Origin of the sequence: Paracerasibacillus soli (genome assembly GCF_042432965.1) — a bacterium.
In the GTDB taxonomy this organism is placed as follows: domain Bacteria; phylum Bacillota; class Bacilli; order Bacillales; family Amphibacillaceae; genus Paracerasibacillus; species Paracerasibacillus soli.
The window spans coordinates 15,509-38,272 of the sequence record NZ_JBHLWL010000013.1 but is presented as its reverse complement, the minus strand read 5'-3'; the positions used below and the strand labels follow the sequence as shown (position 1 = coordinate 38,272).

General features: G+C 35.3%; 31 protein-coding genes. 1 reads left to right on the top strand and 30 read right to left on the bottom strand.

Features of this window, described 5'->3' with window-relative positions:
* Positions 1-72 precede the first annotated feature (72 nt).
* The 19 genes from ACFFIS_RS03975 to ACFFIS_RS03885 all read right to left on the bottom strand — a co-directional run bounded on the left by ACFFIS_RS03975 (position 73) and on the right by ACFFIS_RS03885 (position 14,323).
* Positions 73-222, bottom strand: a complete 150-nt coding sequence (locus tag ACFFIS_RS03975) for a hypothetical protein (protein WP_320379611.1) — start codon at positions 220-222, stop codon at positions 73-75.
* Between the two features lie 299 nt (positions 223-521).
* Positions 522-1,070 (bottom strand): ribosome hibernation-promoting factor, HPF/YfiA family, encoded by a 549-nt coding sequence (hpf, locus tag ACFFIS_RS03970; RefSeq protein WP_390186246.1) that lies wholly within the window; start codon positions 1,068-1,070, stop codon positions 522-524.
* Positions 1,071-1,187: 117 nt separating this feature from the next.
* The gene (locus ACFFIS_RS03965; protein ID WP_320379612.1) at positions 1,188-1,541 is read right to left on the bottom strand and encodes a flagellar protein FliT; all 354 of its coding nucleotides are present in this window, start codon (positions 1,539-1,541) and stop codon (positions 1,188-1,190) included.
* Positions 1,541-1,942: a flagellar export chaperone FliS gene (gene fliS / locus ACFFIS_RS03960; RefSeq protein ID WP_320379613.1), complete on the bottom strand. Its 402-nt coding sequence runs from the start codon at positions 1,940-1,942 to the stop codon at positions 1,541-1,543. Before fliS ends, ACFFIS_RS03965 begins: the two co-directional genes overlap by 1 nt.
* Before the next feature lie 35 nt (positions 1,943-1,977).
* Entirely contained in the window at positions 1,978-3,450 is a 1,473-nt protein-coding gene (locus tag ACFFIS_RS03955) for a flagellar hook-associated protein 2 (protein ID WP_320379614.1), read from the bottom strand.
* Positions 3,451-3,467: 17 nt separating this feature from the next.
* The gene (gene flaG, locus ACFFIS_RS03950) at positions 3,468-3,830 is read right to left on the bottom strand and encodes a flagellar protein FlaG (protein ID WP_320379615.1); all 363 of its coding nucleotides are present in this window, start codon (positions 3,828-3,830) and stop codon (positions 3,468-3,470) included.
* 83 nt (positions 3,831-3,913) lie between these two features.
* Positions 3,914-4,147, bottom strand: a complete 234-nt coding sequence (gene csrA, locus ACFFIS_RS03945) for a carbon storage regulator CsrA (RefSeq protein WP_320379616.1) — start codon at positions 4,145-4,147, stop codon at positions 3,914-3,916.
* The gene (fliW, locus tag ACFFIS_RS03940; RefSeq protein ID WP_390186243.1) at positions 4,147-4,596 is read right to left on the bottom strand and encodes a flagellar assembly protein FliW; all 450 of its coding nucleotides are present in this window, start codon (positions 4,594-4,596) and stop codon (positions 4,147-4,149) included. Before fliW ends, csrA begins: the two co-directional genes overlap by 1 nt.
* A 54-nt stretch (positions 4,597-4,650) precedes the next feature.
* Positions 4,651-5,223: a DUF6470 family protein gene (locus ACFFIS_RS03935; RefSeq protein ID WP_390186242.1), complete on the bottom strand. Its 573-nt coding sequence runs from the start codon at positions 5,221-5,223 to the stop codon at positions 4,651-4,653.
* 199 nt (positions 5,224-5,422) lie between these two features.
* Entirely contained in the window at positions 5,423-6,331 is a 909-nt protein-coding gene (gene flgL, locus ACFFIS_RS03930) for a flagellar hook-associated protein FlgL (protein WP_320379619.1), read from the bottom strand.
* A 10-nt stretch (positions 6,332-6,341) separates the two neighbouring features.
* Positions 6,342-7,823, bottom strand: coding sequence for a flagellar hook-associated protein FlgK (gene flgK, locus ACFFIS_RS03925; protein ID WP_390186241.1), 1,482 nt, complete (start codon positions 7,821-7,823; stop codon positions 6,342-6,344).
* A gap of 12 nt (positions 7,824-7,835) precedes the next feature.
* A complete protein-coding gene (locus ACFFIS_RS03920; protein ID WP_320379621.1) occupies positions 7,836-8,324 on the bottom strand; it encodes a flagellar protein FlgN in 489 nt (162 codons plus the stop codon).
* Between the two features lie 63 nt (positions 8,325-8,387).
* Positions 8,388-8,651 (bottom strand): flagellar biosynthesis anti-sigma factor FlgM, encoded by a 264-nt coding sequence (gene flgM / locus ACFFIS_RS03915; protein ID WP_390186239.1) that lies wholly within the window; start codon positions 8,649-8,651, stop codon positions 8,388-8,390.
* Positions 8,652-8,741: 90 nt separating this feature from the next.
* Positions 8,742-9,167 (bottom strand): TIGR03826 family flagellar region protein, encoded by a 426-nt coding sequence (locus tag ACFFIS_RS03910; protein WP_320379623.1) that lies wholly within the window; start codon positions 9,165-9,167, stop codon positions 8,742-8,744.
* A gap of 41 nt (positions 9,168-9,208) precedes the next feature.
* On the bottom strand, positions 9,209-9,883 hold the full coding sequence (locus ACFFIS_RS03905; protein WP_320379624.1) for a ComF family protein: 675 nt from the start codon (positions 9,881-9,883) through the stop codon (positions 9,209-9,211).
* On the bottom strand, positions 9,880-11,295 hold the full coding sequence (locus tag ACFFIS_RS03900) for an ATP-dependent helicase ComFA (protein WP_320379625.1): 1,416 nt from the start codon (positions 11,293-11,295) through the stop codon (positions 9,880-9,882). Before ACFFIS_RS03900 ends, ACFFIS_RS03905 begins: the two co-directional genes overlap by 4 nt.
* Before the next feature lie 110 nt (positions 11,296-11,405).
* Positions 11,406-12,248, bottom strand: a complete 843-nt coding sequence (locus ACFFIS_RS03895; protein ID WP_320379626.1) for a fatty acid kinase binding subunit FakB — start codon at positions 12,246-12,248, stop codon at positions 11,406-11,408.
* A 182-nt stretch (positions 12,249-12,430) separates the two neighbouring features.
* Positions 12,431-13,123 (bottom strand): response regulator, encoded by a 693-nt coding sequence (locus tag ACFFIS_RS03890; RefSeq protein ID WP_320379627.1) that lies wholly within the window; start codon positions 13,121-13,123, stop codon positions 12,431-12,433.
* A 66-nt stretch (positions 13,124-13,189) separates the two neighbouring features.
* On the bottom strand, positions 13,190-14,323 hold the full coding sequence (locus tag ACFFIS_RS03885) for a sensor histidine kinase (protein ID WP_320379628.1): 1,134 nt from the start codon (positions 14,321-14,323) through the stop codon (positions 13,190-13,192).
* 263 nt (positions 14,324-14,586) lie between these two features.
* Here ACFFIS_RS03885 and ACFFIS_RS03880 point away from each other — a divergent pair, with 263 nt between their 5' ends.
* A complete protein-coding gene (locus ACFFIS_RS03880; protein WP_320379629.1) occupies positions 14,587-15,237 on the top strand; it encodes a YigZ family protein in 651 nt (216 codons plus the stop codon).
* 102 nt (positions 15,238-15,339) lie between these two features.
* Here ACFFIS_RS03880 and nagB read toward each other — a convergent pair whose 3' ends face one another.
* The 11 genes from nagB to ACFFIS_RS03825 all read right to left on the bottom strand — a co-directional run bounded on the left by nagB (position 15,340) and on the right by ACFFIS_RS03825 (position 22,751).
* On the bottom strand, positions 15,340-16,068 hold the full coding sequence (gene nagB, locus ACFFIS_RS03875) for a glucosamine-6-phosphate deaminase (protein ID WP_390186237.1): 729 nt from the start codon (positions 16,066-16,068) through the stop codon (positions 15,340-15,342).
* Positions 16,069-17,256 carry an N-acetylglucosamine-6-phosphate deacetylase gene (gene nagA / locus ACFFIS_RS03870; protein WP_390186235.1) on the bottom strand — a complete coding sequence of 396 codons (1,188 nt, stop codon included), beginning with the start codon at positions 17,254-17,256 and terminating at the stop codon, positions 16,069-16,071.
* A gap of 227 nt (positions 17,257-17,483) precedes the next feature.
* The gene (locus ACFFIS_RS03865; protein ID WP_320379632.1) at positions 17,484-17,642 is read right to left on the bottom strand and encodes a hypothetical protein; all 159 of its coding nucleotides are present in this window, start codon (positions 17,640-17,642) and stop codon (positions 17,484-17,486) included.
* A gap of 115 nt (positions 17,643-17,757) precedes the next feature.
* The gene (locus ACFFIS_RS03860) at positions 17,758-18,261 is read right to left on the bottom strand and encodes a VanZ family protein (protein WP_390186234.1); all 504 of its coding nucleotides are present in this window, start codon (positions 18,259-18,261) and stop codon (positions 17,758-17,760) included.
* A 294-nt stretch (positions 18,262-18,555) separates the two neighbouring features.
* Complete coding sequence (locus tag ACFFIS_RS03855; RefSeq protein ID WP_320379634.1) at positions 18,556-18,885, bottom strand: helix-turn-helix domain-containing protein; 330 nt, start codon at positions 18,883-18,885, stop codon at positions 18,556-18,558.
* Positions 18,886-18,967: 82 nt separating this feature from the next.
* Positions 18,968-19,507 (bottom strand): hypothetical protein, encoded by a 540-nt coding sequence (locus ACFFIS_RS03850; RefSeq protein ID WP_390186232.1) that lies wholly within the window; start codon positions 19,505-19,507, stop codon positions 18,968-18,970.
* A gap of 61 nt (positions 19,508-19,568) precedes the next feature.
* Positions 19,569-20,345 carry a hypothetical protein gene (locus ACFFIS_RS03845; protein ID WP_390186231.1) on the bottom strand — a complete coding sequence of 259 codons (777 nt, stop codon included), beginning with the start codon at positions 20,343-20,345 and terminating at the stop codon, positions 19,569-19,571.
* 32 nt (positions 20,346-20,377) lie between these two features.
* A complete protein-coding gene (locus tag ACFFIS_RS03840) occupies positions 20,378-20,818 on the bottom strand; it encodes a hypothetical protein (protein WP_320379638.1) in 441 nt (146 codons plus the stop codon).
* Between the two features lie 419 nt (positions 20,819-21,237).
* Positions 21,238-21,372: a DNA-binding anti-repressor SinI gene (gene sinI / locus ACFFIS_RS03835; RefSeq protein WP_320379639.1), complete on the bottom strand. Its 135-nt coding sequence runs from the start codon at positions 21,370-21,372 to the stop codon at positions 21,238-21,240.
* Positions 21,373-21,767: 395 nt separating this feature from the next.
* A complete protein-coding gene (locus ACFFIS_RS03830; protein WP_320379640.1) occupies positions 21,768-21,896 on the bottom strand; it encodes an anti-repressor SinI family protein in 129 nt (42 codons plus the stop codon).
* A gap of 198 nt (positions 21,897-22,094) precedes the next feature.
* Positions 22,095-22,751 (bottom strand): hypothetical protein, encoded by a 657-nt coding sequence (locus ACFFIS_RS03825; RefSeq protein ID WP_320379641.1) that lies wholly within the window; start codon positions 22,749-22,751, stop codon positions 22,095-22,097.
* Between the last annotated feature and the right edge of the window lie 13 nt (positions 22,752-22,764).

The following is a 22,764-nucleotide window of genomic DNA, read 5'->3' as shown; positions in this document are numbered from 1 at the left end:
TCTTTTTAGGCGGGCAGATAGAGGCAACCTTTACAGGTAAAGAGGATACTTTTCGAGGAAAGAAATCGAAGTTCACCTTGCATTATCTTCTTGCCCAGCATTCATTTTAATTAAATAGTGATTCGTCCAACCAACCATCGTTACGAGTTGCGATATAACCTCTTCATGTTGCTTTAATTTCAACAAAATATCACGTATTTCTTGTTTTTCTTTATTTTTCATCCGCACCATCCTTTTGTTTATCTTACATATATGTATAACATATGCTAGTTCCTTTTACCTAATTGCCATTTTTAAAATTCAGTATTTTGTTCGACAACTTTCTATCCTTTTCATGCCTGTTTTAGGGTTGATTTTGTGTAAAAAGGGGGATTTTAAGAAAAAACTGTTGTTCATTTTTCAAATTTGGTTAAGTGTCCGACAAATTTCGATTGCGTCGTCTGTTTCATCTCTTTTTTTAGTTTGATACATAAAAAAACTACGTAGAGAATCAAACATTCTCTACGTAGTTTTTCGTTTTATTAGTTCGTTTCAATTAGTCCGTAACGTCCATCTTTTCTGCGATATACGATATTTGTATCTCCAGAATGTGCATCTGTATATACGAAGAAAGTATGTCCTAGCATATCCATTTGCAAAATAGCTTCTTCAGAATCCATTGGTTTTAAATCAAAGCGTTTCGTACGAACAATTTCAAAATCATCTTCTGGCGCAAGTAGATCTTGGCGTTCCTTCTCTAGTTCCGCAAAAACATGTTTTGGTGAACCTTCTTTTCGAAACTTGCGATTTACTTTTGTTTTGTATTTTCTAATTTGTCTTTCAAGCTTATCAATTACTAAATCAGTTGCTGCATATAAATCAGTATGATGTTCTTCTGCACGTAACAATAAGTCGACCATTGGAATCGTAACTTCTATTCTTTGTTCATCATTATAGACACTTAAGTTCACGTGCACATCTGAGGACGGTGGTGTATCAAAATATTTCTCCAGTTTGCTAATCTTCTTTTCTACATAGTCCCGGATTGCTGCAGTTACCTCAATATTTTCACCACGAATGTTAAAATTCATATCCTTGTCCTCCTTTATAATCTTAAAACTTCTATCTCTATATATACATTATACTATGTTTCCACAAAAAAATCCTGCTAAAACACGATATATTTCTAATTAGCTAATGTTTTATGATTATTTCTTCCGATCCATATATAGACCATCTAATGTTTGGATATGTTTGTACGGATTAATATAAGATTCATTTGACTTCTTTTGTTTCTTTACTTGTTTCATTTCTAACTTCAAATCTTGAAATAATCGTTCCATTTGCGCTTGAATTTGCACATTTAATGCGACTATTTCTTTACCGAGTAATGTTTCATCCTCACGATATGGCGGGGTAATATTTTTAATCAATTCACTTCGCTCATCTACTAATTTATTGATTTCATCAATATGATCTTGTCGATTTTTACTCGTAGTAGATTGTTCGACGACTTCTTTCAGCCTTAGTGTAACATCATATAACTTTTTAATATCGCCCATCACACTTGTGCACCTTGTGTATGTTCTTTTTGACGAGTTTGTTGTAATACTTGTTTCCACGTATCTCTAAATTCTGTTGCAAAATGAAGTGCCTCTTCTAGATGTGAGACATCATTTTTTATATTTCCTTCTGTAAGTTGATAATTCATATACTCGTAAAGTGGCAACATTTGTTGTGAAATTTCAACTTCTTGATTTAATGTTAACATCAATTCTTGAATAATACTTTGGGCCTTTTGGATATGTTTATTCTTTTCTTCAATTTGATTGTTCTCAATATTGTTCATTGCTTGCTTAATAAATTTAATACATCCATTATACAGCATCAATGTTAATTCACCGCCAGAGGCAGTGTTCACTGCATTATTCTGATAGGTTTGATACGCTTTATTTATCGCCATTTGTAAACCTCCCCTAATACAAGCAATCGATAGTATTACGAACTAAATTGCGATGTGAGGTAACTAGATTGCTCGTTCATCCTTTGTATTGCTTTCTCCATAGCTGTAAATTGATTCCAATAACGTGTCTCCACATTAGTAAGACGCTTTTCAAAATCTGAAATACGCTTATTTAAATCTTTTAGTCGTTTTCCTAACGTATAGTTTTCTTCTGTTTTATACGTATTACCTGCACGGTCTTCAATACTTGATTTGATAGTCGATAAAGAATCTTGTACGCGATTCACGATACCGCGATTATCTCCTTTTTCATCATTGGAAAAGAGCTTTCGAACACTTTCTGGATCTTCACGTAACGCTTCTTTTAATTTCTTTTCATCAATTTCAAGTTTTCCACCGTCTAAATAACTTTTTGTTGTCGTAATGCCAATATCGGTAATAGATTTATATTTCCCATCTGCATTTACATTGGCATACCAGCTTTGACGCAAGGAGAACATACCATTCGTAATAATTGATTCACCTTTTAATAAACCACTTTTTGCCTTTTCTTCCCATAGTTCAATTTCTTTTTCAGACATTTCCTTTTTCTGCTCGTCTGTTAGTGGTTTATAATTACGGTATTTCTCTTCACGTTGTGAACCGTTTAGCTTATCAATTACTTCATTATATTTATCAACGAAATTTTTAATATTATCAAAAGCGGCATCTACATCATTGTCAACTGTTAATAAAACAGGCTCTGTCGTCGTATTTTTAAAGTTATATGTGATTCCATTTAATGTGTAGTTATTATTTTGTGATGTAATTTCAAGGTTATCGTTGTACGTAAATACTGCGTTCTTTGCGGCAACATGCTTCTCTCTATTACCTGTACCTAATTTTAATACCTCATTAAAAAAGTCATTGCCTCCAAACTCTACCTCTGAACCACCGTTAGTATTATAAATCCCGGTACGTGTCGTTTCCATCACAACACGATTAGAACTTTCATCATAGAACATCCGGACGTTATTATCCACCTCAGAAATACGTTTTAAAACTGTATTTAATGTATCATCTGGAAGAATATCAAATCCTTGTTCTTGAGGTTTTCCGTCTTTGTCATATGTTGTAAAAGTATAGTGTGTAGCTTTTACACCTTTGTCTGACAATTTTTCATTTGGATCTATAGCAATCTTTCCGCCAATTGTCATTTCCGATGTCGCTAGCTCGGAAACCGAAATCTTATACGTCCCATTTGATGCTCCTGCTGTAGCAGTTGCACTAATCGCATTTTCATTTGATGAACTAATAGTTTTAGAGTGATATGTTTTACTTAATTTCATATCTAAAAACATATTATCTAATTCCGTTAATTTTAAGTTCACATCGCGAAATGCATCACGTGTCCAAGTTAAAGTGGTGCGATCTTGTTGCATTTTAGTTAGTGGAATACGTTCTGCTGTCATCAGCTTATTCACTAGTTCATCTATATCCATACCTGTGGCTAAACCACCAATTCTCATTGCTTTCCTCTCCCCTGTTAAATCTTTTTATCGATTAAAATTCCCATGAATTGTGCCATTTCCGCATACATATCCAACATTTTCTTTGGTGGAATTTCTTTAATAATTTCATCTGTAATTGGATTGACCACTGCAACATAGTATTCATTTAGCTTTTCATGTAATAAAAATTTCAAGTCGGTATGTAAAGGTTCGATAAAGTCATTCATTTTTTCAACAGCGGTTGAAATATTAACTGTTTGCTGAATGGTATCCTCTACGTTCTCTTTCATCGCTGTACTACCATCAAGCAGTACTATTTTCTCTAATTTTACGTTTGTATCTTGCTGTTGGACATTTTGTTGCATAGAAGATGTCCCTGTTAAATGCTCTATGCGCATCGCATGCAACCCCTTATCATCTTGTTTCTATTTATATCGGAATATGTGACGTAGTTGTTTAGTCTGTTCGCATGTTTCATCGTCTATTTACGATTATTTTTTTGATCACCTAATATTTTTAAGACATCTAAGGAAAGATTAGCTGCTTCATTATTTTGAGCTTGAATATCTAAATAAATTTCTTTTCGGTAAACGTCTAGATTCCTTGGAGCCTGGATACCAATTTTTACTTGATCGCCTTCTACACTTAAGATTTTAATTTCGATATCATTGCCAATTTGGATGGACTCACCTAGTTTTCGTGAAAGTACAAGCATTATGCTTCTCCTCCTTTAGAGATAAGGAAGGATGAAATCGGCGCTTTCACTGGGAAGTCATCTTCATTGATAATATACTGTTTTCCAATATTTTTTTGGGCGTTTATAATGAGTGGTCCTTTTAAATTCAAAGTGCTTTCGGAAAACGGCTCTCTCAGCGTTACAATAGAACGCACAACAACGTCCCCTTCATGTCGAATGTGTAACTGTTCTAAAAATGTCTGATCAAGTTTAAAAGTGTATGCTTTCATAAATTGATATGGGTCCGTAATTACAAACACAAGTCCAGGTGTATGCACCGATTGTAAAAATTGAAATGTCTCATTTCCAGGAAAATCTAATATTGTAAATTTCGTCTCTTCTACAAAACCGGGGATACCTGTCGGAAAGGAGATAATATCTTCTTCTTTAATTATTACTTCACCTAAGTATTTTGTTTTAATTTGCATAACCATGCCATCCTTTCTTTTAAAGCAGGAAAACGATGATGTTATATAGAACAATTATCCGTCAATATCAAATAAGTTCACAAAATCAATGTTCAATTGTGCATATTGTTTCATTCCAATTGATACATCACCACGTTCATATTGAATAATCGGTTGATTTGCTTTTATATCAATAATAGGCTGTTTCGCTCTCGCTTCTATTGAAACTTTAGCAGGTTCATAATGAATCTGCACAGCAAAATTCGAAGGGATAAATGTAATACCTAGCGATTTTTCCGGCCTATTTCCATTTACAATAGCTTGCTCCTTTAAAGGATTGCCATTATGTTCTATTTCCATTAATTGTTGACCTTGCTCCGCACGTCTGCCAATTCCTTCTAACAAAGCCTGGTGACCTTCTTGAGCATTTTTCTCTGTACGCCGTAAAATATTCATCAAATTCATATCTTCCCATGCTTTTGTTTGGTCAATTGTTAAAGTAGAAGGGGTCGTTTCGATGGAAATTTCTGCTTTTGGTTGCTGAATGGATACGGTAGCATGTGGTTGCTCCATCGTCAGCGTTCCACTCGTTTGGTTAATCTGAATTTGTGCAAATTGTGATTCCATCCGAATTTGCGGAAGTCTCATCGTATGTCATCTCCCTTATCACATAAACTGAAACTTCAATCAGGGGGGCTTACTTCCCCTACTGTATTGATTGTTGCGTGAATCAACTATTGATTTCCCACTTCCTATTCCCTTGAATTTTAAAGCGGAAATCTAACAGCAAGTTCCATTGCCATAAAAAGATAGCCCTTACCACAAATTAGGGTAGGGCTGATAAAGTTTATCTTAGGAAATCCAACAAAGAAGGTTGAATTATTCTAGAGCCTGCACTTAATGAAGCACGTAATATGCTTTCCTGTGTGATGAGATTCGTAATAACTTCCTCATAATCAACATCTTCATTATCAGACATCATCTTAGTCGCAACAATTTCCTGTTGGCTTAAACGATCCTCGATTAAATCAACACGGTTCATACGAGCACCTAAATCGGCACGGGCATTGATTACTTTGTTAATACTTAAATCGAGTTCTGCAATACTATCATCAATTGTTTTGTCGCTGTCTTCATTTCCAAGTGCTGCTATGAAGTTATCTAGTACGTCCATCACATTTATTGTTGAATCCGTTCCATCTTCTCCTGGTATTGTAACCTCAAAAGCATCTTCAGGTTTTACGTTTACCTCTATCGCCGTACCATTTCCTATCTCAATGGTGACATCTTCATTGTTAAAATTCGAAGTCCCGTCAGCGCTATATGGTGGCGTATTTATATTTGTACCGTTAAATATATATTTACCATTCACATTGGTGTTTGCAATGTCTATGAGGTGAGATTTTAATTGTTCCACTTCTTCTTTTATACTATTTAGTTCATCTTCACCATTCGGTCCGTTATTTGCTTTAATTGCTAGTTCACGCACACGCTGTAAAGCTTGTGTTGCTTTATCAAGTGCTGTGTCCGCGTTATCCATCCAGTTTTGAACTTCACCTACGTTACGCTGATATTGTTCAATTCTCCCGACTTCTGAACGATAAGTCATTCCTTGCATTGCAACAACTGGATCATCTGATGGACGAGTTATTTTTTTCCCCGTATTAATTTGTTCCATATATTTATCTAGATTTTTATAGTTGTTTGATAGATTACGCAACATCTGGTTCGATAACATATTTTGTGTAACACGCATAATTTAACACCTACCTCCCGACTAATCCCATTCCATTAATAATCTTATCTAACATCTCATCAATTGCATTCATACTTCTAGCTGCTGCGTTATAAGCATGTTGAAATTTAACGAGGTTCGATATTTCCTCATCAAGGGAAACCGAGCTTACAGACTCCCGTTGGCTATCAATTTGTGCGCGTAACGCATTCGTATTATCTGTCATACGATTAGCTTCTTGTGCCTGTACACCGAGATCACCGATAAGCGAGCGGTAAAAACCTAAAATAGACGTACCTTGTAACGGATTTTCACTACCGGGATCAGTATCTTTTTCAATTGTCTTTTCAAATATACTTGCTAATGCAAGCGCATTTTTTCCATCCAGTTTTGTTCCTTCACCTGTTGCTCCAGCACTAGCGCGAATTTGCCCTGGATCTTTCAAAATTGCATCTGAAATCTTGATCGTTGCTGCACTATCTCCAGTGAAAAAGTTTCCTTCTCCTTCTTGCTCACCATTGATATCATAGCCATCGTTATGGACTTTATTAAATTCTTCAACGAAGGTTTTGGCCATATTATCTAAGTTTGCTAACATGTCCGTATATTCTTCTTGCGCATGTACAAGGGCATTTAATGAACCGTTTTTATCTTTTAATTTAGTCGGATCAAGTCCTTCTTCGGCCCCATCGGCTGCATGAGAAGATTTAAACTTGTTCATTTCCCCATTTTTATCATCAAGTAAAACTGTGCCCCCATTTTCACCACTGTCAGCAAGGGTTATTTTTACAAGCCCTTCTGCAATATCTGGTGAACTATTTGAGCTTTTTTCATAATCTACTTGAATCGGCACAATTTCTGCTAATTCATCCACTAATACATTCCGACGGTCATATAAATCATTGGGCAAATATCCGTGCGGCTCTAAACGTTTAATTTGTTCATTTATTTCATGTATTTGGTCAATCAAAGTATTTGCTTTCTCTACAGTCACATCTTCTTGGTTCGCTAGATCTTTTTTAGCTGCTGTAAGCGAATTACTTAAGTAATTAAATGTATCAGCTACAGCTTGTCCCCTACGTGCAACAACGGAACGGGCACCTGAATTATCAGGATTATTTGCAAGGTCTTGTAAAGAATCCCAAAACTTATCAAATGTTTTAGCTAAACCACTATCAGATGGCTCATTTAAAATGCTCTCCATACGACCTAATGCTTCAGAAGTCGTTTGCCAGTAACCTGCTTTCGTATGCTCTGTTCGATACTGTTGATCTAAAAATTTATCTCGAATCCGTTCAATTGTACCTGCTTTAACGCCCGTACCAATTTGACCAGGCATTTGCGGACGATTAAGTCCAGGTGAAGGGTATGCACCTTGTGTTTCAAAATTAACACGTTGACGTGTGTAACCTTTTGTATTTGAATTGGCAATATTATGTCCTGTTGTATAAAGCGCTGTTTGTTGGGTAAATAGCGCTTGTTTCGCCATTTCTAAACCATGAAAAGTACTCATCATTAAACTCCTTTACGCTTTCGAATCAAATAATGTTCTGTTTGCTGTCTGCGCGTTTTCTTTTTTTCCGTAGTTTACATTTTTTACTGTTGGATTAATTAAATCTAATGATACTTGAACAAATTGCATCGATTGATGGATAAGTTGTTCATTTAAATTTTCTTGTTGTTTTAGCTTTACAATTATTTCAGTTAAAGCAATCGTTATCCGTTCAAGTTCTGCTTGTTCTGTTTCACTTTTAATATATGGAAGCATATTCGTTACCGTAGCTTCTTCCACAGAAAGAGATTGGTCTGAAAACCAAGTTTCAACTAATTGTTTACGTTCCTGTTCCGCTTTCCCTAGGTCTTGAACGACTTTTCTTTCTTTTAAGACGAGAGCTTGTAAGTGATCAACTTTATTTGTTTTGATTACTTCTGTTTTTTCAACAGAAATAGCTAAAAGCTTTTGATGCAATTCACAAAGTTGTGCTAGATTTTCTACTATTAATTGAATCGTCAAACTCATCTCTCCCTTTCATGCGTTCAACACAGAACTTTTCCATACCCAATAGATACACGCTTATTACGATTTCGTCCAAAAATCAACCATTTTCTGGGCAGTTTTTTCATAATTTACCTTATATTCATTTGCATCAATTGCTTGTTTTATTTTTTCAATGCGCTCTTTTCTTTCCGTTTGTATATTGCCTTGATCTTGAAGTTTTTTAGCCATATCGGAAATCTCCAACTGATCATTTTTCGATATTCCTGCACTTTGTTGCGTTAATTTTTTTTGTATGTTTTTATACGGATTAAAATTTGTTTGATTTGGACCTTGTATCTTCACTATATTCCTCCTCTGTTACATTTCAAAGTTACGTCCATATAATGATGTTATTTATTATATCGGAATAAAATCCGTTATGTTTAATGAATTTTATTTTTTATATCGTTCAAGTGCGAAATAAACGCTTTCTGATTCTTTTTCTTCATTTTCGTGTTTCTTATGCAACGCTTCTACTTGTTCATGTTGTGTTAAATCTTTTTTTAATTGTCCCATACACGTCTGGCATAACTTTCCAGTTACAATTTGACGACCACATCTTTCACATGGATAAGATAATTTTGGGAATTGGGACTGTCTCAAACGTCCTTCTTTTATAAACTTAATAATTAATTCCTCTTCAATTTCTGTCGCTTCCACAATATCTTGTATCGTCGCCTCACGATTTTTTTGTTTTGTTAAGAATGCATATACTATTTTAAACGCTTTTTCTTCCTCTTGATAACAATTGTGACAAATATCACGGATTTGTTTTACAAATACTGCTCCACAACGTGAACAGTTAGCTAATTCACCCATCGCAATATTCTCCTTACTATTTTACATTTTATCATATTTTATTAACCACGGACTAACGTATAACCGTACACACTAGGACAACCATGCTGTTTTAATATACTTGCGGCATGTCGTAAAGTTGTTCCTGTTGTATATATATCATCGACAAGAACGACCGGTTTGTGAATAGGTTTTACAAGTTTAAATGGATTTTTCGTAAATATCCGTTGACGTCGTGTCTTTTTTGCTTGTTTTTCACTATCTGTTCGCATTAATAATTGTTCATAATCTTTCGTTAAGAATTGCGCAAGTTGTGCTGCTTGATTAAACTTTCTTTCTGCTAACCTTCCATCACTTAACGGTATAGGTACAATAGCTGGCGTCTGTTGGCTACATTTGAATTGATCCTGAAATTCCTTATAAAAAGCATGTCGAAACATTTCTCCTAACATATAATCTCCACGATATTTCCATTTTGTAATCACCGCTTGCATGAAATGATTGTATGTAAAAACAGAATGATTATATGTAAGTGGATCTTCCATTTGCTCCCACCATTTGCAATCTGCACAGACCGCCTTTGTTGTCCATTTACAGCATTTCCTACAGCGTTCATCTCTAATCTTTTGAAGCATTTGCTCACAATTTGTACAAAGCGTAACTGATGTTCTGACAACAAACATCGTTGTCCAAGAAATGGTGTGCGTATTTTCATTAAAACACCATAAACAGGTCATTGTATACCACCACGCTTATTCATTTGTTTAATCGCACTGATTGCTTGTACCATCGCTTCTGTTTTCCCATCATGGAAAAACATGACCTCTCCCGTAGGGTCGTCTGCACTTCTTCCAGCTCGTCCTGCTATTTGTACAAGGGCAGCTTCATCAAATACTTCATGACCCGCATCTAAAATAGCGACGTCCACCGATGGGAATGTAACCCCTCTTTCTAGAATCGTCGTTGTAATCATCACTTTTATACTTTTATTTCTAAAATGTTGTACCTTTTCAGCCCGCTGGGAATCTTTCGCATGGACAAAGTCGACTTCCCTATTATATTGGATTAATTTCTCCTTTATCATCATTGTGCTAACATTCACCTGAAGCTGTTCGGCAAGCGCGGTGGTCGGCACAAAGATAAGTAATTGTCTATTTGGGTTATCTCGTAATTTTAACCATGAAATAAATTGAACTGGAGGCTGATAATGTTGTAATGCTTTCCTAAGAGAAAATGTCATCTTCATTTGCGGAACTGGTAAAGGATAACCGTGATAGCGAACTGGCACGAATATATGTGGTAGCTTCTTTCTTCTTATGAGAGATTGTTGTTGTTTCCGTGGGGTAGCTGTTAAATAAATAGTCGTACTTGAAGTTTTGCTAGCCCTTTTTGTAGCAAAGGGTAAGGATGGATCAGTATGATATGGAAACGCGTCGATTTCGTCAATGATCATCAAGTCAAAGGCGTCTTGAAACCGTAATAACTGATGTGTTGTTGCGATAATAAGTTGTGCAGCTCCGTCTTTATCTTTACTTCCTCCATACAATGCTTGTACCAATACATGTTGAAATGCTTGTTGCATACGGGGTTTTAATTCACGAACAACATCTGCGCGAGGGGTGGCAATGCAAATTCTTTTTCCTTGCTGTAAAGCCTCTGTAATCCCTGGAAATAACATTTCAGTTTTTCCAGCGCCACATACTGCCCATACGAGTAATTCCTTTTCTGCTAAATGAATAGCACGTACGATGCGTTTAGCTGCTTGCGCTTGTACAGTGGTTAATGTTCCAGTCCAAGTACAAGGGTTTTCATGTAGTGGCCATGACGGAGTTATACCCGTCCATAAATAGAGGGGTTCACAAGACATCATCCTTCCCATTTCAATACATTTCCGACAATAGATATGTTCTTGCTTACAACATGCGCAATCTATTTTTCCGATATATGATTGATTTGTATTACCGCATCTTTGGCATGTATGAATAAAAAGTTGTTGTTTGAACGGTTGGATAATCTGAAAGGAACCATTTATGAGGAGTTTTTGAAAAGTAGCGTCATCTAAATAGATTTCATGCCGAAGTAATAATTTTCCGCTGTACATATAGCACAATGTTTCGGTCATGTTATCCGTTACATGCATTTCATTCATCGTTTCACATATTTCCCCCTATCGTAGTGCATAAAATTTCGCTTGCATGATTTAGCAGATAGGAAAGTACATGACTTCCTATCTGCACACATCTTATTTAACAATAATTCCTACTTTTCATACCAGCTTACACCAATAGCACCTTGTCCAAGGTGTGTACCAATTACAGGACCGAAATAACTAATAGATGTTTCTATAGAAGGATATTTTCCTGTAAATTCCTTTTGTAAATCAAGTGCTGATTGTTCATCATTTCCGTGAATAAATACGACATTTAAGTTTTTACCTTTATTTGCATCTTCTTCTAACATGCCCATGATACGGTTTATTGCTTTTTTTCGTGTACGGATTTTTTCAAACGGTACAATCACTTTGTCGGCAAAATATAAAATCGGCTTTACTTGCAGTAATCCGCCAATTAATGCTTGGGCACTGCTTAATCGCCCACCACGTTGTAAGTTTGTTAAATCATCAACCATGAAATATGCTTGTAACGACTTTTTCATTTCATTTAATCTGGCAATAATTTCTTCAGGGCTTTTTTGTTCTTTCGCCAGTTTGGCCGCTTCCAACACGTAAAAGCCTTGTGCCATACAACTTATTTCCGAGTCATATGGATATATTTTAATTCCTTCCACCATTTCTCCAGCACTAGCCGCTGCTAAATATGTACCACTAATTCCACTTGAAAGATGAATGGAAATAACAGCATCGTAATCCTTTTTAAGTTCTTCTAACTTCTCTGTAAAGTAACCGATTGACGGTTGTGATGTTGTCGGTAACTCTTTTGCCTTTTGTAACTTCTCATAAAATGTTTCTGTTGTAATATCTATTTCTTCTCTATACGTTTCATCTTCAAACACGACACTAAGCGGTACCATATGTATACCTAGCTGTTCACGAATATCCGCCGGAATGTACGCCGTGCTGTCTGTCATTACAGCAACTTTCATTTCATACCTTCCTCTCAAAAAAATCAAAAGTCAATTTTCCATTTTTAACATAAGTTTGTTTGATTCTATTCTACATGAATACGATAAAAAAAGCATTGTTTAACAGAGGGGGAAATCTTGCCATGATGAAATATAACCTCTGCAAAAATATCTTTCACAGAGGTTATATCACATAAGTAATATTAGATTACTTCAACCCAACCTTTTCGTATCGCAGTAACAACAGCTTGCGTACGATCATTTACATTCATTTTTTGTAAAATATTACTCACATGGTTTTTTACTGTTTTTTCACTAATATATAACGATTCCGCCACTGCTCGATTACTTTTACCTTCAGCAATTAATTGCAAAACTTGGCATTCTCTTTTCGTTAAAATATGCAGTGGTTTTTGAAATTTTATATTCACTAAGTCTGAACCTTGTCCTGTTTCTTTTGAAAGACGACGATATTCCCTAACTAAGTTATGTGTAACCTTTGGATGTAAGTACGAACCGCCTTCACTCACGACTTTAATAGCCTCAATGAGAGAGTTTGCATCCATTTCTTTCAGAAGATAACCTTGTGCACCAGTTTTCAAAGCATGTGTAACATAACTTTCATCATCATGGATAGATAAAATAATAATCCTTGTTTTTGGGAATAAACGAACGAGATCTGCTGTTGCTTCGATACCGTTTATATTTGGCATATTAATATCCATTAACACAACATCTGGTTGATTCTCTCTTACTAATTTTGGTGCCTCTGATCCATCGTCACCTTCCGCAATTACTTTAAAAGCGGATTCAAATTCTAAAATCCGTTTTACACCTTCACGAAATAATTTGTGATCATCAATCAACACTATTTTAACCTGTTTCTCTATTTCCATTTCACACTTCTCCTCCCTACGTAACCCGTTTCACTCTTCCCTCAATATAAAGTCCTTCATATAAATTTAATTGTACGGTACTTGGATTAACACTTTTGTGCCTTTTCCAATTTCCGAATCAATCGTCAACTTTCCTTCAAACATTTCAACTCGTTCTTTCATGCCAATCAGTCCGAATGACTTATCACGTTTAACTTTGGGATCAAACCCTTTTCCATCATCACGGATAACCGCAATCAAATTTCTTACATTCATCTCTATTTTAACTAAGATCAATGATGCTTCTGCATGTTTTAATGCATTTTGTACCGCTTCTTGTACTAATCGAAAAAAGGCAACTTCATATTTAGAGTTTATTCGCTGTTCATCACCAAAGTATAAAAACTCAATATCTACATTACTGTATTCTGAAATTGTAGATAAATATTTTTTTAATGTTGGTATAAGACCTAGATCATCTAAAGCCATAGGGCGAAGATCATAAATAATTCTTCTTACTTCGTAAAGTGACGAGCGTATCATTTTGCGCACACTCTTTATTTCGGCTAATGCACCATCTACATTACCACTACGAAATGTGCGATCAACAAGTTCCGAACGTAGCAAAATATTTGCTAACATTTGTGCAGGACCATCGTGAATTTCACGTGATATTTTCCGGCGTTCTTCTTCTTGTGCCTCGATGATTTTAAGCCCAAACTCTTGTTTTTCCTTTGCTTCTTCCAAGACTTCATTCACATGTTGGAAGTCTTCATTCAAATAATTTAATACGACTGAAACTTTTCCAGCTAAGCCTTCCGCTCTGTAAATAGTCTGTTTAAGCGAGGCAATTCTTCTTTCAAGTTCATCACGTTTTTGCCGCATTATTTTTTCTTCTCGCTGCACAATTGCTAATTCTGTTTGGAGCGCATGCGTTGTTTCATACACATCATGTATCTGTTTTTCCGAATATCGGTCAAAATACATACTCACTTCCGCTAGTCGTTTTCGGGAACTTTTCACTTTTAGTTGTAAGTGGTCATTTTTTTCAATATATAAAAGAACCTTCTCTTTTGTTTCAACTAGTTCCTGCTCCAGTCCTTCTAATTCTTTTCTTGCCTCTTCACTAATAAAAAATATTTCGTCTTTACTTTTTTCGACGACATCAACCATTTCATCGATAACTTTATCTAAACTTTTATTCGTCACTTGTACTTCCATACACATACACCAACCTATGATATAATCATACGTAGAAAGCTGAAATTTTAATAGGGCCCATAGTCCCATTCACCTGAAAAACACGCACATTCTACACTTTATTATATTTACTATACCATTTTTTTAGGACATAAGGTGACTTTTCTTATTAAACTTGAAAATAGTATTTTATTCATATTAACATAATAGAGAGATATATAAAAAATTAAAGCTATTTTCATTTACTATGATTCGAGCTAATACCAAATTGAAGGAGGCTTGGCATGCTAGCAACTTATTTTACCGTTAAACATAGTGGTTCAGATGAATTAACGATACAGAAGTCACGCTTTATTGGATATGTCAAGCGTGTAGAGACTGAGGATGAAGCTCAACTCTTTATTCAAGAAATTAAAAAAAAGCATCATGATGCAACTCACAATTGTTCTGCATACATCATTGGTGAGCATGACCAAATCCAAAAAGCAAATGATGATGGTGAGCCTAGTGGAACAGCTGGAGTACCTATTTTAGAAGTATTAAAAAAACAACATTTAAAGGATACGGCTGTTGTTATTACAAGATACTTCGGTGGTATAAAACTAGGTGCTGGTGGGCTTATTCGTGCATACGGTAGTGCAACATCAAAAGCAATTGAAACAACAGGCATCGTAAAACGCCAACTAATGCAAGGCTTCTCTATAACTGTTACATATCCACTTTTAGGAAAACTAGAAAATGAATTAAGGAATTCTGACCATATTCTTGAAACAATTCATTATATGGAAAATGTTGAGTTTATCGTCTATGTCCAAATAGGCTCTGAGTCTTCTTTTACAGAGTGGATAACAAACCTAACAAGTGATCAAGCAAATGTAAAAATGATCGATCAAAAGTATATTGAAATCGATGTTTTATCTACAAAAGAGCCTTAATCAAAAGTACGGGATGATCAATTAATATGGTCATCCCGTACTTTTATTTATCATATGAAGTAAAACTTCTATTAGTTGAGTCCTTCGTTAACCTGCAATAAATTAACGTACTTTAGAAAGCGCTGCTTCATCTGCAATAATGGTAACGTTCGGATGACGTTGTAAAATTGTTGCAGGTACATCTTTTGTCACTTCACCTTGAATCACTTGCTGTAATGTAGACGCTTTTGCTTCTCCAGACACGAGCATTACAATCTCTTTACTATCCATAATTGTTTCAATCCCCATTGTAATGGCATTAGTCGGTACATCATCTAAGGAATCAAAAAATCTCGCATTCGCTTGACGTGTTGATTCATCTAGTGTTACAACATGTGTCCTACTTGTAAATGGTGTACCAGGTTCATTAAACCCAATATGTCCATTTAATCCCATACCTAATAATTGGATGTCGATTCCACCTTGTTCCTTGATTAACTTTTCATAATCCGAACATTCTTTATCACTATCTGTCGCGATACCATTTGGAATGTTTGTTTGCTCAAGTGGAATATCTATATGTTTAAATAATTGGTTGTTCATGTAGTAATAGTAGCTATTTGAATCTTGACGATCAAGCCCAACATATTCATCTAAATTAAATGTTTTTGCTTGTTTGAAAGAAATTTCATTATTTTTATACTGCTCGATAAGCAATTTATATAATCCTTCTGGTGTAGATCCAGTCGCTAAACCTAAAACAAGTTCTGGTTTGCCTTTTAATTTGTCAGATAAAATGTCACTTGCCTTTTTACTCATTTCTTCATAATCTTTTACTTTTATAATTTGCATTTAATTATTCCCCTCTCTTGTATAGGCTATTACACCTCTACAAATTGTCTTTTCTATATCTAATTGTTCATTTACTAACAATACATCAGCGTCTTTACCTACTGCGATACTACCCTTTTTATCAAAAACGCCTAATTGTTTTGCTGGATTTGATGCGGTCATTTGGATAACATTTTCCACAGTGACATCTGATAGTTGTAGCATGTTCTGAGCACCATGATGTAATTTTAATATACTTCCAGCTAATGTGCCACTTTCTAATACTGCGCGGTCTTCGGATACAATCACCGGCTGACCAGCAAGTTCGTAGTTACCCGGTTGTAAACATTTTGCACGCATGGCATCTGTTATGAGGATGAGGCGCTCGCTCCCCATGTTTCGATAAATGATTTGCATCATCTCAGGTGATACATGTATGCCGTCTGCAATTAACTCAGCACGTAATTCTTCCAATTCAAAGGCTGCACCGACAACACCAATATCACGATGATGAATTCCCGTCATCGCATTACATATATGTGTCACTTGACGAACACCATATTGAACAGCTTGTTTCATTTCAGCAAATGTTGCACTTGTATGCCCTGCTGACACATTAACACCATTTGCTGATAAATGTTTAATAAATTCCCCATTCGGATCATGCTCTGGCGCCATCGTAATCGTCTTAATTTTGTTCCCGGATATTTTTTGCCAATGCTCAAATTGTTTCACATTCGGTTCTATAATATATTTTAGAGGTTGCGCCCCTTTTCGATCTTTTTCTATGAACGGTCCTTCAAGATGTACACCGATAATTTCAGCTTGTCCAGGCTTATTGGGATATTCGGCGACATTTTGTAGCGCACGCTCAATATTTTCGGGAGACTGTGTAACAGTAGTTGCTAGAAAACTTGTTGTTCCTTCTTTTGGTAACACCTCAGCCATCTTATCAAGTGCTTCCTCAGTAGCATCCATCACGTCCGCACCATTTGCTCCATGTATGTGACCATCAATAAATCCCGGAATTGCTAACAAACCATTTCCTTCGATTATTTTGAGAGGAGCTGGATAACTTTCTGGTTGCTCACCTTCTGCATAAATACCTGTTATTTTTCCATCTTGTAAAAGTAAGCTTCCTCCTTGTAATACTTCTGTTTCTGTATGGATTGTGATATTCCGAATAAATATAGAAGATAATTGTTTCATTTTTAATGATCCTTTCTATTTCACAAAAAGGGCGAGGCGAGGCCATTTCATCATTTAAACTGTGTGCGATAGAAGACTGCTCATTGAACATCCTCTGTTTACTAAAACTAAAATAAATCGCCTTGTCCTCATTGCAATAATTTAAATATAGTTCTATTCTAACACAAAAAACCACGGTTTATAGTATATAAACAACCGTAGCTTTGTATGTAAATTATTTCGTATTATTATTTATCAAAACCAGCTACATTCGGTAGACTTTCACCCTGGCTTGTTATTTCTCGAATCAATGTTTGGACTAACTCTTCGGCTGAATGAAATTTATTGTTTTCTGTTTCGTGAATGACTTTTTTTAATAGCTTTTTTAAATTTTCACGTTCCTTCATTCACTTTTCACCTCTTTACAACAATTCTCACTGTTGTTCGCTATTTTTTTCACAAGCTATTCAAATCATACCACAATTCGTATAAAAAAACAGTTTTATTTCAGAGTCTTCTTAATTAGTAATCATGTACTTTGCGTTTGCGCTTTAAGATAATATATATTAAAATTCCTGCAACACATGCTCCGCTTCCGTCAATCACGACATCCCCAATATAAGGAGTGCGATTAGGCGTAAACCCTTGATGAAACTCATCCATTACAGCATATGCAATAGATAGTAAAAGCGAAACAATTAAATTTGCCTTTAATTTCAACCGGTTTGTCCGTGATAAAGCGATATAAAATAAAATCATTAAAATAAAAAACACTGTAAAATGGGCACCTTTTCGTATAAAGAACTCTATAAACCTGTCAATTCCAATCGCTTGTACACTTACCTCGGAATTTGCATATGTAAAAGAAATCCATGAAACATAACGTTCCATGAATGATAAATCAATGATTTTATTCATCACTGGTTTAATATCTTGTCTATCGTATGGTTGTGATGAAAAAAGGAAAATAACCCCCATCCACAAAATAGGTAATAACCAAACAAAATACTTTTTATCTAAACGCATACACTCAACCTACTTTTTTAAAATAATGAAAGGCTATGTCCGTCAACAATGGGGCCGAGACATGAGCGGATAACCCCTCGTTCAACCAATATAACTAGTAAAAAACTGATTGTTTCATACTGAATGCAATAGTAGAGTTCTGACACTTTGATTTTGTCCCAGTTTCATCCATTCAACTATGTAAAGATGCCCTTTTCAGTATATTCTTTTCAAGACGTTTATACCATAAGAAAAACCACAGTGGCAAACACTGCGGCTCCTCAGTAAGATTTCAATTATGATGATTACAATGTATTATTTGTTTTGTTGTCGCCATTTATTAAATTCCAAATACTCTTTGAACTGCTGTTTAGAAACACCAGACTGCATTGCTTCTTGGACGATTTGTAACCACTCTTCATCAAGTTGTTCTGTCTGCTGTTCCATCTCACTCGTATTTAACAAATCATGAACAGAGATTCCAAGCACGGCACTAATCTTTTCGATGAATTGTATTGAAGGATTTGTTTGAAGGTTACGTTCAATGGAACTCAAATATGATTTTGCAACATTCGCCTTTTCTGCCAATTCAGAAATAGACATTTTTTTCTCTTGACGTATTTTCTTTATTTTTTCTCCTATCAAGTTCCTCACCTTCTTTCACGATAAAGTATATCATATTTGAAGGGAGAAATTCTATAAAGAACAATTTTCTTATAACTGTTCTTTATTTTAAGTCTTCTAACTCTGACTCCTCAGATTTGTCCACTTCTTCTTTCGGCTCTTGTCCATTTATAGAGTTGGGTGGAATACTGATCAACTCCATCTCTTCTATTGCTTCTTCCATAATACGTTGAAACGCTTGCATCATATATTCTTTGTCTTTCACTATTTGTTCGTCCTTCTCATCATAAAGTTTGGCAATTAATTGATCTGCATAATCTTGTATTGCTTTCATTCGTTCTTGCTTTTCCTGTTCCACGAAATGATTCATTGCTTCTTCTGTTTTTGAAATTGTAAGTTGAAGTTCATCCTTTAATCTTTCGACTTGTTTTGCCTGCTCATCCGCAATTGCATTTTCAACCGCATTCATCGACGCTATCTTCTTATTGTCAAACCAATTGCTAATGATGGCTTGAATATCTAATTGTGCATGTGCCACAGTGAGACTGGTCAACATAATACCAAAAGCTACCACACAGCCAATTAACAAACGTATTCTCTTTTTATGACGTTTTTGTAATGATTGTTCTAATCGACTATTCATTTCAACCCACTCCTCAGCAATGAAAGGTAGGGTCCCCATGTAGAGGACCCCGCATTACTTTTTAATTTAAACCTGAAACAACGTCATCCATTGCTCGAAATGCGTCTTGTTGTAATTCTTCAGCTTTAGCAGCAACTGTAACTTTAATCTCGTTCTGCAAATTCTCAATAATCGCTGTTACCGTTCTACGTAGCTCATCTACTTGATGATCGATTTGTGTTTTAAAGTTTCTCTCCAATGCTTCTGAACCAACATTTAGCTGTTCTTCCACTTCCTGTTTCGCATTATCGATTGCTACTTCTAATTCCGAAACAGCCTGGTCCTGTGCTGCATTAATTTCTTCCGTCATTTTTGCTAAAACTGCGTCCTCTTTCCCAGAGAAGTGTGCTGCTAAATCCTGATTAACATATTGCTTTGCCTGTTCTCCATATGCTTGAATTTCAAACCAACCTTCTTGAAAGGCATGATAAAAGTCTCGTTCCATATTTACGAGTATTTCAGCTTTTGCATCATCTAATGAAGCAATATGCGCCTCTTTCGCCTCACCTATTGCATGTACACTATCCGTTACTTTTTTATCTGCATCGCGATCGATTTGCCTATCAGCAACGGCTTTTCTATCACCATATTCCTCCTCTAACTCCGGAATTAATCCCTCACCATACGCTTGTGCCCCAGCAACAGATTCCGCAACCGCTTCGTTAAAGACGCGATCATACCAATTTTTTAATGCTTGTCCCGCATCTGAATTAGCTAAAGCAAAGCCTGCACTTGTAAAAATTCCAACAGCCGCTACACCAACAATCACTTTTCCCTTAACTGATTTTAATAAGTTCATGATTCCATTCCCCTTTTCCTTTATTGGCTTATTCATTGCTCATCGCTACTTTCTAATAATTCACTTAAAAAAACCGTTATCTCATCTGTCATATCCACTTCGATTGTTTTGGTCTTCCTCTGAAAAAATTCTTCAAAGTCATCTGCTAGTAATTGTTCAAAGTTAGCAGATATGTCTTGTTCGTATCGTGTGCTATATTCCTCAATCTGTAATTTTGATTCCAGTATGAATTGAAGCATAAGTGCGTTTACATCAGCATTTTGTAATGTCAAATCTTTTTCATCGAGAAACTTCTGTAATTCGTTTTCCAAATATTGATTGCTCGCATCTTTTGCTGTTAAAATTTCCTGTTGGATTGCTTCCTCTTTTGGACCTATTAGCAAGAAATAACCACGATTTGCGGCCACCCACATCGATGTACATAAAAAAATACAGATGAATGCTAATAGACTAAAAATGAATTTCCTCTTCACTATCACCTATCCTTTCTACCAACTATTTCATTCTCCCTTGTTATGTTATGTATCCTAGTAAGTGTAAAGGAATGTAGATAGATTATAAGGTAATATTCTAAAGATTCAAAAGCTTGAAACTGCCACATAATATTTCATTTACTCTTTAAATCGCATGTTTACAATGTTTTTCTCTGTTTTTCGTAGATTCTACCTTTTAACTAAAATGGATAATAATACCTAGAAAATGCTTCGTTTCGACATTTCTCACTTGGTACTTTAGTTTTATTAGTTCTTTAGACCTAAATGAAAATATAAAAAGAGAGACTAGGTCGTAAGGATCTGATCCCCCTCATCATAACTACGATTATTAGTAAATAATTTAACGATTTTACTAATAATCGTAGTTGAAGGATCCAACCTTTTGTTATACCCCAGCCTCAACTTTCATTTTGTTTCAGTTCACTTAAAATAAGTCTAATTTCCTCCTTTGTAAACCCACAAAACTTCGCCTTTTTTATTAATAGCACCCATTCCTCATCCAATAGACCTTTTTTTGTAATCGTTTGCTCCAAAACCGTCCCCCCTATTTACAACATTCACTATTTATCTATTTCTTTTTTATCCCATCTTCTTGATTATAAGGTGAAATTTGATCTAGGACGTTTTACACAGTCTTGCTGTAACAATATTATAAAACAATATTCAAAACATTCAAATCACGGTATTTCGAATGTTATACTTCATACTCTCTGCTTTATGCTTGTTTACTTTATTTTTCTCGTCTTTGCTAACATCGAGCTTTACACAAAAATGAATATTAATACCTAGCTTTAGTGTTGTTTCGACATTTTTCTTCTGGCCCCTTCGGACTAATGGGTATTTACACCTAGTATTTGTTTGTGAAAAAAATCCTTATAGACATCTATAAGGATTTATTCCTATTCCAATGGAAAAGGAGAAATTGATGTTATGTATTTTTTAACTTTTGAAGAATAAACCTAATTTCATCTTTCGTTAAGCCACTAAACTTTGCCAGCTTAATTAACTTAACCCACTCTTCGTCTAACAAACGCTCTTTTACAATCGTTTTCCCCAAATGTCGTCCCCCTATCACTACTTATAAAATAAATTTATCTATGTTGAATTATTTATATTTGCAGCTATAGTGTCTTTATGACATAAATACTAGGACATTTTTATTTCTTTATACCTACTATACTATATATTGAAGGTTATTTGGGTGTCTTGTTTTGTCAAAATATAACTAGTTTTGTAAAATGCGTACCAAGCATTACTACTGATTCATTTTAGGTACTTTATTTCTCCTAAATCTTCTCACATTCATCCCTACGCCAATGACAATCGCGCAGAAGCCAATCAAGATAAACTGTCCAAAATTTTTTGCGGTATGAGGAACTGGTTTTCCGCTTTGTTGTGAATGGTTACCACTATCAATTATCCCATTAACTTCTTTTTGATCCTTGCTATAAGTTCCTCTTGCTTCATAAAGGAAGGCGAACTTCGCTTCTTGCCCCTGGAAATCATTACCCAAATGTTCTGGAAACCGTATTGTTACAGACATACTTTCGCTTGTGGATCTAGTTAGTGCCCTTTCTGAAAGTTGTTTAAAATCTTTTAGTTTTCCTTTATATAGTAATTGGCTTTCTACCAGCACTTCTAAAAGCAATTCATTAAATAACTTTTCAGCTCCATCATTTCGAACCGACATGTTATACGAAAAGTCTTCTGATCCTATGTTTTGAACTTCAATTGTTCTCGGAGCCCAATCACCAGGCTTCATATTATCAATTGCAAATACATCATGTGGTGTAACTTGTATTTGTACATTTTTCTGATCTATGCCCTCGCCTTTTGCATAAATGTGTGATGCCTGAGTTAACGAAATATATAAGATAAGCAACAATAGGATGAATCGACGAACATCTCTCAATATGTAGCTCTCC

Bases quoted from the DNA above. Each gene is read 5' to 3' on its own strand.
- ACFFIS_RS03975 (WP_320379611.1), bottom strand. From the start codon at position 222: ATGAAAAATAAAGAAAAACAAGAAATACGTGATATTTTGTTGAAATTA.
- hpf (WP_390186246.1), bottom strand. From the start codon at position 1,070: ATGAATTTTAACATTCGTGGTGAAAATATTGAGGTAACTGCAGCAATC.
- ACFFIS_RS03965 (WP_320379612.1), bottom strand. From the start codon at position 1,541: ATGGGCGATATTAAAAAGTTATATGATGTTACACTAAGGCTGAAAGAA.
- fliS (WP_320379613.1), bottom strand. From the start codon at position 1,942: ATGGCGATAAATAAAGCGTATCAAACCTATCAGAATAATGCAGTGAAC.
- ACFFIS_RS03955 (WP_320379614.1), bottom strand. From the start codon at position 3,450: ATGAGAATTGGTGGTTTAGCCACAGGTATGGATATAGATGAACTAGTG.
- flaG (WP_320379615.1), bottom strand. From the start codon at position 3,830: ATGCGCATAGAGCATTTAACAGGGACATCTTCTATGCAACAAAATGTC.
- csrA (WP_320379616.1), bottom strand. From the start codon at position 4,147: ATGCTTGTACTTTCACGAAAACTAGGTGAGTCCATCCAAATTGGCAAT.
- fliW (WP_390186243.1), bottom strand. From the start codon at position 4,596: ATGCAAATTAAAACAAAATACTTAGGTGAAGTAATAATTAAAGAAGAA.
- ACFFIS_RS03935 (WP_390186242.1), bottom strand. From the start codon at position 5,223: ATGAGACTTCCGCAAATTCGGATGGAATCACAATTTGCACAAATTCAG.
- flgL (WP_320379619.1), bottom strand. From the start codon at position 6,331: ATGCGTGTTACACAAAATATGTTATCGAACCAGATGTTGCGTAATCTA.
- flgK (WP_390186241.1), bottom strand. From the start codon at position 7,823: ATGAGTACTTTTCATGGTTTAGAAATGGCGAAACAAGCGCTATTTACC.
- ACFFIS_RS03910 (WP_320379623.1), bottom strand. From the start codon at position 9,167: ATGGGTGAATTAGCTAACTGTTCACGTTGTGGAGCAGTATTTGTAAAA.
- ACFFIS_RS03905 (WP_320379624.1), bottom strand. From the start codon at position 9,883: ATGACCTGTTTATGGTGTTTTAATGAAAATACGCACACCATTTCTTGG.
- ACFFIS_RS03900 (WP_320379625.1), bottom strand. From the start codon at position 11,295: ATGAATGAAATGCATGTAACGGATAACATGACCGAAACATTGTGCTAT.
- ACFFIS_RS03895 (WP_320379626.1), bottom strand. From the start codon at position 12,248: ATGAAAGTTGCTGTAATGACAGACAGCACGGCGTACATTCCGGCGGAT.
- ACFFIS_RS03890 (WP_320379627.1), bottom strand. From the start codon at position 13,123: ATGGAAATAGAGAAACAGGTTAAAATAGTGTTGATTGATGATCACAAA.
- ACFFIS_RS03885 (WP_320379628.1), bottom strand. From the start codon at position 14,323: ATGGAAGTACAAGTGACGAATAAAAGTTTAGATAAAGTTATCGATGAA.
- ACFFIS_RS03880 (WP_320379629.1), top strand. From the start codon at position 14,587: ATGCTAGCAACTTATTTTACCGTTAAACATAGTGGTTCAGATGAATTA.
- nagB (WP_390186237.1), bottom strand. From the start codon at position 16,068: ATGCAAATTATAAAAGTAAAAGATTATGAAGAAATGAGTAAAAAGGCA.
- nagA (WP_390186235.1), bottom strand. From the start codon at position 17,256: ATGAAACAATTATCTTCTATATTTATTCGGAATATCACAATCCATACA.
- ACFFIS_RS03865 (WP_320379632.1), bottom strand. From the start codon at position 17,642: ATGAAGGAACGTGAAAATTTAAAAAAGCTATTAAAAAAAGTCATTCAC.
- ACFFIS_RS03860 (WP_390186234.1), bottom strand. From the start codon at position 18,261: ATGCGTTTAGATAAAAAGTATTTTGTTTGGTTATTACCTATTTTGTGG.
- ACFFIS_RS03850 (WP_390186232.1), bottom strand. From the start codon at position 19,507: ATGAATAGTCGATTAGAACAATCATTACAAAAACGTCATAAAAAGAGA.
- ACFFIS_RS03845 (WP_390186231.1), bottom strand. From the start codon at position 20,345: ATGAACTTATTAAAATCAGTTAAGGGAAAAGTGATTGTTGGTGTAGCG.